Genomic DNA, 12210 nt, shown 5'->3' with positions numbered 1-12210 from the left:
TTCCCGATTCTGGAATCCCTCACACCCGCCCCGAGTCAATCCGCCGCACCGCACCACATCTGTGCATGCCCTAGCGCTTTCGCGGGGACGACAGCGGTGCGGGACGACACCGAACAAGGTGATGCTCGAGCCAAAATAGAGACCGCCTTGCGGCGGTCTTTACGACTTCCATGAAGATGTTCTGTGTCGGTCGCTTTTGTGGCGCTAAGAGCGCAAGCGCTATTTTGAGTTGCGACGGCGCCTGACGTACCAATAGACGCCTGCAGCGACGAGGAAGGGAAGGCCTGCGCCAGCGGCCGGGCCCGGCGCGCCACGATACGTTCCCTGGCCGACATAGGTGTAGACCTGGTCGGGAGGGAAGAACAGCGTGGCCGTGAAGTAGACACCGGCGGGCACCGCCGCCGCCATCAAGAGGAAAATCGCGAGAACCCAGCCTGGCAATGACATTGTTACACCCCCGCTCAGCCGCATTTGATAATATTAATCTCACTCGAATTTAAATGTCTGTCAATCAGGATTTAATATTTAAATTACAGGCATGCGAAAATGACGCAGGGACAGCGGTCAACAAATGAAAATACTGCGCCCTATCCGAGACTTATCCGTCACCCCGAGGGTCAGCGGGCGCTGCGCCGCGGCTTTGAGAAGATGTGAATACCGTTGTGTTAAGCGGAAGCTGCCCGGAGGCGCGCCCCGGTCATAGCTCAAATGGCTCCGCAGGCTCCCGCGCCCCGCGCAGAATTCCCGCCGTTAAAAAGCGTCCGTTGCGCGCGGATTCTCCGGCGCTTAAAACTGCGAGATATTAAACCGCGGCGATCACTATTAAATGTCGAGGTGAGCGCTGAGCGGGCACGGCGCCGGACAAGGTCAGAGCCACGGCGCGGGCTTGTCCATCGCGATCAGCGCCTCGATGTCGACGCGCGGGCGCACGACTGCGTACTGATCGTCCTTGACCAGCACTTCCGGCACCAACGGCCTGGTGTTGTAGCTGCCGGACTGCACCGCGCCATAGGCGCCGGCGGTCATGATCGCCAGGAGATCGCCGCGCTTGGGCTCGGGCAGCGAACGGTCGAGCGCGAGATAGTCGCCGCTTTCGCAGACCGGGCCGACCACGTCGGCAACCATCATCGGCGCGTCTTTCTCGGCCTGCCGCACCGGCAGGATGTCGTGATGCGCTTCGTACAGCGTCGGCCGGATCAGGTCGTTCATCGCGGCATCGATGATGACGAAGTTCTTGGCATCGCCATGCTTCACATAGATCACGCGGGTGAGGAGGATGCCGGCATTGCCGACGATCATCCGCCCCGGCTCGAACATCAGCGTGCAGCCGAGGTTATGCGTCACGCGCCTCACCATCGCGGCATAGGCGTCGGGTGCCGGCGGCGCCTCGCGGTCCATGTAATAGGGAATGCCAAGGCCGCCGCCGAAATCGATATGCGAGATGTTGTGGCCGTCGGCGCGCAAGGTCTGGACGAATTCGGCGAGGATCCGGAACGCCGTCTCCATCTTGCTGAGATCGGTGATCTGGCTGCCGATATGCATGTCGGCCCCGCGCACCTCGATGCCCGGCAGCTTCGCCGCGCGGGCATAGACGTCTCTCGCACGGGAGATCGGGATGCCGAACTTGTTCTCGGACTTGCCGGTCGAGATCTTGGCATGCGTCCCGGCATCGACGTCAGGATTGACGCGCACCGAAATGCGCGCGGTCTTGCCCATCTCGGCCGCAAGCCGCGACAGCAGTTCAAGCTCAGGCTCGGATTCGATATTGATGCAGAGGATGTCGGCGGACAGCGCGGCGCGCAGCTCGGCCTCGGTCTTGCCGACGCCGGAGAAGACGATCTTCGAGGGCGGGATGCCCGCGGCAAGGGCTCGCTTCAATTCGCCGCCCGAGACCACGTCGGCGCCGGCGCCAAGCTTTGCCAAGGTGCGCAGGACCGACTGGTTGGAATTCGCCTTCATCGCGTAGCAGACGAGCACCTTCTCGCCGGCGAAGGCTTCGGTGAACACCCGGTAGTGGCGCTCCAAGGTCGCGGTCGAATAGCAATAGAATGGCGTGCCCACGGTGTCGGCAAGCCTGGACAGGTCAACGGCTTCGGCGTGCAGCACGCCGTCGCGATAGTCGAAATGATTCATGGCGCGCTCAGTCGAGAAGCGGGTCGAGGACGAAGGATCGCTGACGACCCTTGGCCGCAGCCGGCGGCGCATCCGTTCCGTAGTTCGGATTGAACAGGCTGGGCTGGGCTGCCCGCTGGGTCTCGGTATCTTGCGGCGCGGCCGGCGTCTGCGCCGAGCTCGCGGTCGGCGGCAGGTCGAGCGGTCCCTTGCGTCCGCAGCCGCCGAGCGTCAGCGCGGCAACGCCGACAAGGATGAGAGCCCATCCCGACCGGGTCAGGCGGTGGTTACTGGTCACGACGAAATCCCCAATGCGGGCCGCACCATACAAACATTGATTTGCTCTGGCGAGCCCCCGGATAACCATGAGATTGCAGCGAAATTTGTCGTTCAGCCCAATTTTCGCTCTTTTTCCAGCCGCTTCGCCCAAGCCCTCGCCTGGGAAAGCACGTTCTTCGGCGCGGTGCCGCCGTAACTGATGCGGCTTTTCACCGATGATTCGACCGAGAGCACCTTCAGCGCGTCGGCAGTGATCTTCGGCTCGACCTCCTGCATCGCCTTCAGCGGCAGTTCGTGCAGGGCGACGGCCTGCTGCGAAGCCAGCGCGACGATGCGGCCGGTGACGTGATGGGCCTCGCGGAACGGCATTTTCAGGGTCCGCACCAGCCAGTCGGCGAGGTCGGTGGCGGTGGCATAGCCCTCGCCGGCCGCGGCTTTCATCCGCCCCTCGTCGGGCACGAGGTCTTCGACCATGCCGGTCATGGCGCGGATCGCGAGCGAGAGCGCGGCAAAGGCCTCCATCGTGCCCTGCTTGTCCTCCTGCATGTCCTTTTGATAGGCGAGCGGCAGGCCCTTCATCACGATCAGGAGCGCGGTGAGCGCGCCGATCACGCGGCCGGTCTTGGCGCGCACCAGCTCCGCCGCATCCGGATTGCGCTTCTGCGGCATGATGGAGGAGCCGGTGGTGAACTTGTCGCTAAGGCGGACCAGGCCGACCAGCGGCGAGGTCCAGACCACGATCTCTTCCGCAAAACGCGACAGGTGCACAGCCGTGATCGCGGCAGCCGACAGGGTTTCCAAAACGAAATCGCGGTCGGAGACGGCGTCGAGCGAATTGGCCATTGGACGGTCGAATCCGAGCGCTTTTGCCGTCGCGGCCCGGTCGATCGGAAACGAGGTGCCGGCGAGCGCCGCGGCGCCGAGCGGCGATTCGTTCAGCCGCTTGCGAGCATCAGCGAAGCGGCCGCGGTCGCGCGCCGCCATCTCGACATAGGCGAGAAGATGATGCCCGAAGGTAACAGGCTGGGCGGTCTGCAGATGGGTGAAGCCCGGCATGACCGTTCCGGCATGTTCCAGCGCGCGCTCGACCAACGCCTGTTGGAACGCGGCCAGCGCCGCATCGGTCTCATCTATCGTGTCGCGGACATAGAGGCGGAAGTCGGTCGCGACCTGGTCGTTGCGGGAGCGCGCGGTGTGCAGCCGGCCGGCGGCCGGGCCGATCAATTCCGACAGCCGGCTCTCGACGTTCATATGGATATCTTCGAGCGCGCGCTTGAAATCGAACGATCCCTTGTCGATTTCTGACAAAATCGTGTCTAGACCTTTGCCGATATTTTTCGCATCAGACGCGGTGATAATGCCTTGCGCGGCGAGCATCGCGGCGTGGGCCTTGGACGCGGCAATGTCCTGGGCATAAAGGTGACGATCGACGTCGATGGAGACGTTGATTTCCTCCATGATCGCGTCGGGACGTTCGGAGAACCGCCCGCCCCACATCTTGTTGCTCATGATTGCTCGCTCACGACTTCTTAAAACTTCAGGCCTGCCCTTGATCGCCGACCGTCGAAACCGACCCGCCGCCGGCGCGGGCCCTGCTTAGCCATATCTGACGCGGAATGACAAACGATATGCCCGAAACTCCCCCGTCCCGTGGCGCCACGCGCCGGATCCCGCTCGTGATCGGCGCGGTGCTGGTCGGCGCGCTGATCGGCTATGCCGGCGTCTCCGGATTTGGCGGGCTGATGGGCCGCGGCCCCGCCGGCGATCCTGTCTGCAGCGGGACGGTTGCTCTGGCGAAGAAGCTCGGCCCGCTGGCGCGGGGCGAACTGGCCGCGCTGACGATGGCGACGAAACCCTTGCGCGTGCCGGACCTCGCCTTCGAGGACGCCGATGGCAAGCCGAGGAAGCTGTCGGACTGGCGCGGCAAGGCCGTGCTGGTGAACCTCTGGGCCACGTGGTGCGTGCCCTGCCGCAAGGAGATGCCGGCGCTCGACGCGCTCCAGGCCAAGCTCGGCGGCAAGGATTTCGAGGTGGTGGCGATCAACATCGACACCCGCGACTTCGACAAGCCGAAGAATTTCCTGAAAGACGCCAATCTGACCCGGCTCGGCTATTTCAGTGACGTGAAAGCCAAGGTTTTCCAGGACCTTAAGAGCATAGGCAAGGCGCTTGGGATGCCCACCTCGATGCTCATCGACGGCAACGGCTGCGAGATCGCGACCATTGCGGGTCCGGCCGAATGGGCCAGCGATGACGCCGTGAAGCTGATCACGGCCGCCGTACAGCCGGCCGCGGCAGGAATCTAGGCGACGACGTTCAGATTGCCGCCGACGCCCGGCGCCAGGTTGGCCGTGGACGGGGCACCCAGGAGCGTCTGGACCGCGGATTTCTCGGCGTCCGCATTGGATTTGATGATCGAGGTCTGGATCTGCGACTGCAGGCCGCCGGCCTGCATGGCCAGAATGCCCGAGACCATGCTCATCATATCCATACGCGGTACTCCCCAATTCGGGCGCACCATAGGCGGCAGGGGTTAATGAAAGCTGGATATGTCGGGCGCCAGCCGGCCCCGATCCTGGCATGTCATACGCGGGCTTGACCCGCGTATCCATCAATCTTCACAAGAGTCGTTTCTTGAGGATGGATTGCCGGGTCAAGCCCGGCAATGACGACAAGTTAGCGCGTCGGGACCGGCTTCTCGCCGCGATAGTCGTAGAAGCCGCGCTGGGTCTTGCGGCCGAGCCAGCCGGCCTCGACATATTTCACCAAGAGCGGGCACGGCCGGTATTTTGAATCGGCGAGCCCCTCATGCAGCACCTGCATGATCGACAGACAGGTGTCCAGTCCGATGAAATCGGCCAGTTCCAGCGGGCCCATCGGATGGTGGGCACCGAGCTTCATCGCCGCGTCGATGGCCTCGACGTTCCCGACGCCCTCGTAGAGCGTGTAGATCGCCTCGTTGATCATCGGCAGCAGGATACGGTTGACGATGAAGGCCGGAAAATCCTCCGATACCGCGACCTGCTTGCCGAGCTTGCCAACGAACGTCTTGGCAGCGTCGAAGGTCGCATCGTCAGTGGCGATGCCGCGGATCAGCTCGACCAACTCCATCAGCGGCACCGGATTCATGAAATGAATGCCGATGAAGCGCTCCGGGCGGTCGGTCGAGGCGGCGAGCCGCGTAATCGAGATCGACGACGAATTGGAGGCGACGATCGCCTCCGGCTTCAGGACCGCGCAGAGATCGTGGAAGATCTTGCGCTTGGTCTCTTCCTTCTCGACCGCGGTCTCGATCACAAGATCGCAATCCGCCAGTTCGTCGAGGCTGTCAGTCGCGACGATCCGGGACAGCGCCTGCTTGCGCTGCTCCTCGGTGATGGACTTCTTGGCCACCTGGCGCGACAGATTGCCGTTGATGGTTGCGAGCGCCGATTTCACGCGATCGGCGGAAATGTCGTTGAGCAGCACGTCGAAGCCCGCAAGCGCCGCCACATGGGCAATGCCGTTACCCATCTGGCCCGAGCCGATTACGCCGACCTTCTTGATTGCGACCGTCATGTTGTCACCACCGGGACAGCGCGTCCATCGCGCCTCGCCCAAGTCCCCTACTATGTCCCCAATATCCGACAAGTCTTACGTTTGCGCATGATCTTTTTCGTAAACCGGCGCCCACTTAGCGCCGACGCGGCGCTCCGGGTACGGATCATGCTCCGTCTTTCTTTTTATTGAGCATGATCTTTCGGAAAACCGGTACCCGTTTTTCCGGCTCATGCTACGGGCGAAAGGTACCTGCTTCGCGGAAAAACGCCATTCAAAAACAAGAACACCGGCCGGGGCCGTACCATCCGGCCGGTGTTCTCTTTGCTTATTTTCCGAGCTTGCCGAGCGCTTCGGTCAGCTCCGGAACCGCCTGGTAGAGGTCGGCGACCAGGCCGTAATCGGCGACCTGGAAGATCGGCGCGTCCTCGTCCTTGTTGATCGCGACGATCACCTTGGAATCCTTCATGCCAGCCAGATGCTGGATCGCGCCGGAGATGCCGACCGCGACATAAAGTTCCGGCGCCACCACCTTGCCGGTCTGGCCAACCTGCCAGTCGTTCGGGGCATAGCCGGCGTCGACCGCCGCGCGCGATGCGCCGACACCGGCACCGAGCTTGTCGGCCAGCGGTTCGATGTACTTGGCGAAATTCTCCCGGCTCTGCATGGCGCGGCCACCGGAAACGATGATCTTGGCCGAGGTCAGTTCCGGACGATCGCTCTTGGCGACCTCCTCGCCGAGGAAGCTGGAGAGACCGGGATCGGCCGCAGCCGCCACTGTCTCGACCGAGGCGCTGCCGCCCTCGCCCGCCGCGGCGAAGGTCGAGGTGCGGACCGTGATCACCTTCTTGGCGTCCTTGGACTTCACTGTCTGGATCGCGTTACCAGCGTAGATCGGACGCTCGAAGGTATCAGGCGCGACCACCTTGATGATCTCGGAGACCTGCATGACGTCGAGCAGGGCCGCGACGCGCGGCATCACGTTCTTGAAGCGCGAGGTCGCGGGCGCAACGATCGCGTCATAGGACGGCGCCAGCGAGACGATCAGCGCGGCAAGCGGCTCGGCGAGATCGTGCGCATAGGCCTCGCCTTCGGCCACCAGCACCTTCTTGACGCCGGCGAGCTTCGCCGCCGCTTCGGCCGCGGCCTTGGTGCCCGCCCCGCCGCCGGCGACCAGCACATGCACGTCGCCGCCCAACTGGGTCGCCGCGGTCAGCGCCTTGTTGGTGACGTCCTTCAGCTTCTCGTGTTCGTGTTCGGCAATCAGCAATGTCGTCATTTAGAGAACCCCGGCTTCGGTCTTGAGCTTCGACACCAGTTCGGCGACGTCCTTGACCTTGACGCCCGCCTTGCGGCCCGCCGGTTCCGAAGTCTTAAGGATTTCGAGATGCGGTGTGAGATCGACGCCGTAATCGGCGGCGTTCTTCTCGTCGATCGGCTTCTTCTTCGCCTTCATGATGTTCGGCAACGAAGCATAGCGCGGCTCGTTGAGGCGAAGGTCGGTGGTGACGATCGCCGGGCCCTTCAGCTTCACGGTCTGCAGGCCGCCGTCGACCTCGCGCGTCACCTTGAAGTCAGAACCTTCGACCTCGAGCTTGGAGGCGAACGTCGCCTGCGACCAGCCGAGCAGTGCGGCCAGCATCTGGCCGGTCTGATTGCTATCGTCGTCGATCGCCTGCTTGCCGAGGATGACGAGGCCGGGCTTCTCAGCCTCCACCACCGACTTCAGGAGCTTGGCGACTGCGAGCGGCTCCACCGTGCCCTCGGCCTTGACCAAGATGCCGCGGTCGGCGCCCATCGCAAGGCCGGTGCGGATGGTCTCGGAGGCTTGCGCCGGGCCGATCGACACCACCACGACCTCGGTCGCCTTGCCGGCTTCCTTCAGCCGCAACGCTTCCTCGACCGCGATCTCGTCGAACGGGTTCATCGACATCTTGACGTTGGCGAGCTCCACGCCCGATCCATCGCTCTTGACGCGGACCTTGACGTTGTAGTCGACGACCCGCTTTACCGGCACAAGAACCTTCATCGATCCTCTTTCGCTTTGAAATTAGGGGGTTGATTGGCTTGGGCGCGGAACCTAAAGGTCCCGCTATCGGCGGTCAACGCGCGAAAGCCAAAAATCGGCCCCGTGGATATGAGACCCATTCTAGCGGTTCTGGCCCGGCACCCACAACACATCACCGGCACCCTTGTCGTTCTGGAAACGGCTGGCGACAAACAGGAAATCCGACAGGCGGTTCATATACTGGATGCCAGCCTCGCTGACTGGCTCATCCGGCTTGGCCGCAAGTTCCACCATCATTCGTTCCGCCCGGCGGCAAATCGTACGGGCGAGGTGCAGATAGGCTGCCGCCGGGGTACCGCCGGGAAGCACGAAAGAGGTTAACGGCGCCAGCTCGGCATTGAGCGTATCGATGTCGCGCTCGAGCCGCTCGACCTGGCTCGCCAGCATCCGCAAACGCTCCGCCTTGCCCTCGCGCTGGGGCACCGCGAGGTCGGCGCCAAGATCGAATAGGTCGTTCTGGATCAGGCCGAGCATGCGGTCGAGCGCGGGATTATCCGCAAGATGAAGCCGCACCACGCCGATCGCGGCATTGGTCTCGTCCACCGTGCCGTAGGCGCTGACGCGCAGATCATATTTCGGCCGCCGCTCGCCGCTTCCGAGCGCCGTCGTACCGTCGTCGCCGGTGCGCGTATAGATCTTGTTGAGCACGACCATGTTCCAGCTCCGGTATTTGCGACCACCTCTTCCTTTTGGAGAGGTAGGAACTAGCGCCCCATCGCCCAGACCGCGAGCATCGCGATTACGATGGCGACGAATTGCAGCAAGACGCGCAGCCGCATCAATTTCTGCGAGGTGTTCGGGGAGCCGCCGCGCATCATGTTGGCGAGACCGAGCAACAGGACCACCCCGACGGCGCCGACCGCGATCGGGAGGATGAACGTACTTAAGAAGGATGCCATCTGCGCTACATAACACCGCGATATCTGAAGCGCCACATGGGGCAAGTGCAACGATCTGGCGTTTGGCGCGATTATATCGGAAGCTGGCGCGCGGCCTCGCTGGCCGGATCAGGGTGGGAAGTGAAGCAGGTTCGGTACGTCTACCACGTCGTGATGGATGCGTTCTACACGTTCCTCGCCGACGACGGCTGGGCGATTGCGAGCCATATCGCGCTGTCGACCCTGATGGCGCTGTTCCCGTTTCTGATCGTGCTGACCTCCCTCGCCGGCTTTTTCGGCTCCAAGGAACTGGCCGACCAGGCCGCGAGCCTGCTGCTGCAGACCTGGCCCAAACAAGTCGCCGACACGCTGTCCAGCCAGGTTCATGACGTCCTCACGACCACGCGCGGTGACATCCTCACCGTCGGCGCGGCGCTCGCGGTTTATTTCGCCTCCAACGGCGTCGAGGCGCTGCGGGTAGCGCTGAACCGCGCCTATGCCGTGGTCGAGCGGCGTCGCTGGTACTGGCTGCGGCTGGAATCGATCGGCTACACCCTTGTCGCCGCCATCTCCTCACTGGTGATGGCGTTCCTGATCGTGCTTGGTCCCTTGATGCTCGAGACGGCACGGCACTACATTCCGTTCTTCGTCGAGAGCAACGAGCGCATCCTCAACATTGCACGCTACGGCATCACCATCACGGCGTTGACCGTTGCGCTGTTCATCCTGCATGCCTGGCTGCCGGCGGGGCGCCGTAATTTCCTGCAGATCCTGCCCGGCATCATCTTCACCATGGTGGCCTCGCTGATATCAGGCATCGTGTTCGGTCAGTACCTGGCGCGCTTCGCCAAGAACTATGTCACGATGTATGCGGGGCTCGCGTCGGTGATCATCGCTTTGGTGTTCCTGTATTTCATCGCCGCGATCTTCGTCTATGGCGGCGAATTGAACGCGGCGATCATCAAGTCGCGCCTGCCGAAGGGCGTATCGCTTCAAGCAGCGCAGTCGCTAAAGCACGCGGACTCACAGGCTTGACCAGGAACGCGTCGGCGCCGGCCGCCCGCGATGCCGCCTCGTCCTCGCTGCGGCCGGAAATCCCGATGATCGGAATGCGGCCAAGCGGCGACTGAAGCGCGCGGATACGCCTGATCGCCTCCACCCCATCGATGCCGGGCAGCACCATATCCATCAGCACGGCGTCGAAGGCGCCCTGCTGAAGCCGCTCCGGCGCCGCTTCTCCATCGCCGATGAACTCCGCCTGATGGCCGAGCTCGGTGAGGATGGTGTTGAGCACGACGCGGCCGAACGGATTGTCCTCGACGCTGAGCAGCCGGAGCGCGCGCGGCGACCCGGCCGGGACGTCGCTCCCGGCATCACCGTTGGATGCGGCCGGTTCGCCGGCGGACGCCAGCACGATCGTCAGCGTAAAGGTGGTGCCCCCGCCTCGCCGCTGCCTGGCGACGATGTCGCCGCCCATCGCCCGCGCAAGCTGCTTGACCGAGGAGAGGCCGAGGCCTGCGCCGCCGAAGCGCGAGGCGACCCGGACATTGGCCTGCGAGAACGGACGGAACAGGCGCTTGATCTCGGCGAGCGAAAGCCCGATGCCGCTGTCAGAGACCGCGAAGGCGACCCCGACCTTGCCTTTCGCGGCGCGCGTCGGCGTAACCTCGAACGCGACTGTTCCCCGTTCGGTGAATTTGACCGCGTTGTCGATCAGGTTCTCCAGCGCCGCACGCAGCCGAATGGGATCGCCGACGGCGAAGGCCGGCAGCTTTTCGGAGATATCGACCGAGGGCTGCAGGCCCTTGGCCGCCGCCCGCCCGGCGAGTGAATTCCCGGCGTTGCGGGCAAGCGTGCGCAGGTCGAAAAAATCCTGCCGGATCTCAAGGCCGGGGCCACGGCTTCGCGCGGCATCGACGAACAGGGTGGCAAGGCTGGCCAGATGCTCGGCGCCGGCCTGGATGGTATCGACCCAGCGCCGCTCGCGCTCGTCGAGGTCGGAGGTCGCAAGCAGGTTGCTGATCGCGAGAATACCGGTAAGCGGGGTGCGCACCTCATGCGCGAAGGCCGCCAGCGCAGTCTCGACCACGCCGGGGCCCGCCTTGGCAGGCGCGCGTCCGCGGCGTGCCTTTGCCGCCTTCAAGACACGCTTCCGCGACGGCGTCTTCTTGGGATGCCGAATGGTGCGCCCAACGCGCGATCTTGCCGCCATGATTCCCGTGAACCCTGCCCCGGCCGGCAGAATGGCATGCGAGGGTGGTGGGTGTCACGGAGACCTTTTGGGCGACGGCGCCATTACGCGAAAGTGGGCTGAGGCCGTTTGGTTGAGCTCGATCTGGCCGCGAGGACCACCTCTCCCCATCGGGGAGAGGTGAAGCACCTAGGGTAACCCCACCAGACGGCGGATATCAGCGGGCGTCGCACCGCCGGCGCGCAGTTCCCGCAAGGCGGTTGCCTTGGTCGACTTCGACAGCTTCTGTCCGACCGAATCGCGGATCAGCCGGTGGTGCCGGTAGGCCGGCGAAGCGATGCCGAGCAGCGCCTGCAGCAGCCGGTGCACGCTGGTGGACCAGAACAGGTCCTGCCCCCTGATAATTTCGGTCACCCCTTGCAGGGCGTCGTCGATCACGACCGAGAGGTGATAACTGGTCGGCGTCTCCTTGCGCGCCAGGATGACGTCACCCCACGCCTCCGGCCGGGCGATGACGGTTCCGTGCTCGCCGGCAGGTCCCGCCCCCTGTTCGGCCCAGCTCAGATCTTTCACCCGCGCGCGAGCCGCCGCCATGTTCAACCGCAGCGCGTAAGGCGCCCCCGACTCGATCAGCCGCCGCCGCTCCGGCGCCGGCAGCGATCGCGCGGCGCCCGGATAAAGCGGCGCGCCATCCGGATCGCGCGGCCATGGTCCCGCCGCCTCGCGCTCGGCGACCAGGCGCGCGATCTCAGCGCGGCTTTCAAAGCTCGGATAGAGCAGGCCCTCGGCGGTCAATCGCTCGACCGCCTCGCGATAAGCGTCAAGATGCTCCGACTGCCGCCGCACCGGCATCTCCCAGGCGATGTCGAGCCAGGCGAGGTCCTCGTAGATCGCAGTCTCGAACTCCGTCCGGCAGCGCGTCGGATCGATGTCCTCGATCCGCAGCAGGAAGCGTCCCCCGGCCTCGCGCGCGAGGTCAAAATTCAACAACGCCGAAAAAGCGTGGCCGAGATGGAGATAACCGTTCGGGCTCGGCGCGAATCGGAAAACGGGTGGCGACATTGTATTGGAATTCGTCATTGCCGGGCTTGACCCGGCAATCCATCCTCTAGGACTCTTATCGATAGCAGATGGATGCGCGGGTC

Annotated in this window: 14 protein-coding genes; 2 read left to right on the top strand and 12 right to left on the bottom strand. The window is 64.0% G+C overall.

What is annotated here, in order from left to right:
- Window positions 1-219: 219 nt before the first annotated feature.
- The 4 genes from ACZXDY_RS27450 to argH form a co-directional block, all read right to left on the bottom strand.
- Window positions 220-447 (bottom strand): hypothetical protein, encoded by a 228-nt coding sequence (locus tag ACZXDY_RS27450; RefSeq protein ID WP_028163770.1) that lies wholly within the window; start codon window positions 445-447, stop codon window positions 220-222.
- A 420-nt stretch (window positions 448-867) separates the two neighbouring features.
- Window positions 868-2133: a diaminopimelate decarboxylase gene (gene lysA / locus ACZXDY_RS27445; protein WP_464347655.1), complete on the bottom strand. Its 1266-nt coding sequence runs from the start codon at window positions 2131-2133 to the stop codon at window positions 868-870.
- A gap of 7 nt (window positions 2134-2140) precedes the next feature.
- Window positions 2141-2410, bottom strand: a complete 270-nt coding sequence (lptM, locus tag ACZXDY_RS27440) for an LPS translocon maturation chaperone LptM (RefSeq protein ID WP_028163772.1) — start codon at window positions 2408-2410, stop codon at window positions 2141-2143.
- Between the two features lie 92 nt (window positions 2411-2502).
- Window positions 2503-3900 carry an argininosuccinate lyase gene (argH, locus tag ACZXDY_RS27435; protein ID WP_464347654.1) on the bottom strand — a complete coding sequence of 466 codons (1398 nt, stop codon included), beginning with the start codon at window positions 3898-3900 and terminating at the stop codon, window positions 2503-2505.
- A gap of 119 nt (window positions 3901-4019) precedes the next feature.
- Between argH and tlpA the strand changes: the two genes are divergently transcribed.
- Window positions 4020-4697, top strand: coding sequence for a thiol:disulfide interchange protein TlpA (gene tlpA, locus ACZXDY_RS27430; RefSeq protein ID WP_464347653.1), 678 nt, complete (start codon window positions 4020-4022; stop codon window positions 4695-4697).
- Here the strand turns inward: tlpA and ACZXDY_RS27425 are convergent.
- From ACZXDY_RS27425 to ACZXDY_RS27400, 6 genes are all read right to left on the bottom strand, one after another.
- A complete protein-coding gene (locus tag ACZXDY_RS27425; protein WP_028163775.1) occupies window positions 4694-4882 on the bottom strand; it encodes a putative motility protein in 189 nt (62 codons plus the stop codon). The two genes, tlpA and ACZXDY_RS27425, sit on opposite strands and share 4 nt — an antisense overlap.
- A gap of 185 nt (window positions 4883-5067) precedes the next feature.
- Window positions 5068-5949, bottom strand: coding sequence for a 3-hydroxybutyryl-CoA dehydrogenase (locus ACZXDY_RS27420; RefSeq protein ID WP_028163776.1), 882 nt, complete (start codon window positions 5947-5949; stop codon window positions 5068-5070).
- 307 nt (window positions 5950-6256) lie between these two features.
- Window positions 6257-7207 (bottom strand): electron transfer flavoprotein subunit alpha/FixB family protein, encoded by a 951-nt coding sequence (locus ACZXDY_RS27415; RefSeq protein ID WP_464347652.1) that lies wholly within the window; start codon window positions 7205-7207, stop codon window positions 6257-6259.
- Window positions 7208-7957 carry an electron transfer flavoprotein subunit beta/FixA family protein gene (locus ACZXDY_RS27410; RefSeq protein ID WP_028163778.1) on the bottom strand — a complete coding sequence of 250 codons (750 nt, stop codon included), beginning with the start codon at window positions 7955-7957 and terminating at the stop codon, window positions 7208-7210.
- Between the two features lie 120 nt (window positions 7958-8077).
- Window positions 8078-8650 (bottom strand): cob(I)yrinic acid a,c-diamide adenosyltransferase, encoded by a 573-nt coding sequence (locus ACZXDY_RS27405; protein ID WP_028163779.1) that lies wholly within the window; start codon window positions 8648-8650, stop codon window positions 8078-8080.
- Between the two features lie 50 nt (window positions 8651-8700).
- Entirely contained in the window at window positions 8701-8895 is a 195-nt protein-coding gene (locus ACZXDY_RS27400; RefSeq protein WP_035690040.1) for a twin transmembrane helix small protein, read from the bottom strand.
- Window positions 8896-9015: 120 nt separating this feature from the next.
- On the opposite strand from ACZXDY_RS27400, the gene ACZXDY_RS27395 reads away from it, so the two are divergent.
- The gene (locus tag ACZXDY_RS27395; protein WP_028163780.1) at window positions 9016-9909 is read left to right on the top strand and encodes a YihY/virulence factor BrkB family protein; all 894 of its coding nucleotides are present in this window, start codon (window positions 9016-9018) and stop codon (window positions 9907-9909) included.
- Here the strand turns inward: ACZXDY_RS27395 and ACZXDY_RS27390 are convergent.
- Window positions 9836-11086 carry an ATP-binding protein gene (locus ACZXDY_RS27390; protein WP_464347651.1) on the bottom strand — a complete coding sequence of 417 codons (1251 nt, stop codon included), beginning with the start codon at window positions 11084-11086 and terminating at the stop codon, window positions 9836-9838. The genes ACZXDY_RS27395 and ACZXDY_RS27390 overlap by 74 nt on opposite strands.
- Window positions 11087-11254: 168 nt before the next feature.
- On the bottom strand, window positions 11255-12127 hold the full coding sequence (gene gluQRS / locus ACZXDY_RS27385) for a tRNA glutamyl-Q(34) synthetase GluQRS (RefSeq protein ID WP_455997907.1): 873 nt from the start codon (window positions 12125-12127) through the stop codon (window positions 11255-11257).
- Window positions 12128-12210 lie beyond the last annotated feature (83 nt).

This window comes from Bradyrhizobium sp. LeoB3 (genome assembly GCF_055456055.1).
This window is presented reverse-complemented; position numbering and strand designations above follow the sequence as displayed.

Coding starts and splice junctions, on each gene's coding strand:
- ACZXDY_RS27450 (WP_028163770.1), bottom strand. CDS start 447: ATGTCATTGCCAGGCTGGGTTCTCGCGATTTTCCTCTTGATGGCGGCG.
- lysA (WP_464347655.1), bottom strand. CDS start 2,133: ATGAATCATTTCGACTATCGCGACGGCGTGCTGCACGCCGAAGCCGTT.
- argH (WP_464347654.1), bottom strand. CDS start 3,900: ATGAGCAACAAGATGTGGGGCGGGCGGTTCTCCGAACGTCCCGACGCG.
- tlpA (WP_464347653.1), top strand. CDS start 4,020: ATGCCCGAAACTCCCCCGTCCCGTGGCGCCACGCGCCGGATCCCGCTC.
- ACZXDY_RS27425 (WP_028163775.1), bottom strand. CDS start 4,882: ATGGATATGATGAGCATGGTCTCGGGCATTCTGGCCATGCAGGCCGGC.
- ACZXDY_RS27420 (WP_028163776.1), bottom strand. CDS start 5,949: ATGACGGTCGCAATCAAGAAGGTCGGCGTAATCGGCTCGGGCCAGATG.
- ACZXDY_RS27415 (WP_464347652.1), bottom strand. CDS start 7,207: ATGACGACATTGCTGATTGCCGAACACGAACACGAGAAGCTGAAGGAC.
- ACZXDY_RS27410 (WP_028163778.1), bottom strand. CDS start 7,957: ATGAAGGTTCTTGTGCCGGTAAAGCGGGTCGTCGACTACAACGTCAAG.
- ACZXDY_RS27405 (WP_028163779.1), bottom strand. CDS start 8,650: ATGGTCGTGCTCAACAAGATCTATACGCGCACCGGCGACGACGGTACG.
- ACZXDY_RS27400 (WP_035690040.1), bottom strand. CDS start 8,895: ATGGCATCCTTCTTAAGTACGTTCATCCTCCCGATCGCGGTCGGCGCC.
- ACZXDY_RS27390 (WP_464347651.1), bottom strand. CDS start 11,086: ATGGCGGCAAGATCGCGCGTTGGGCGCACCATTCGGCATCCCAAGAAG.
- gluQRS (WP_455997907.1), bottom strand. CDS start 12,127: ATGTCGCCACCCGTTTTCCGATTCGCGCCGAGCCCGAACGGTTATCTC.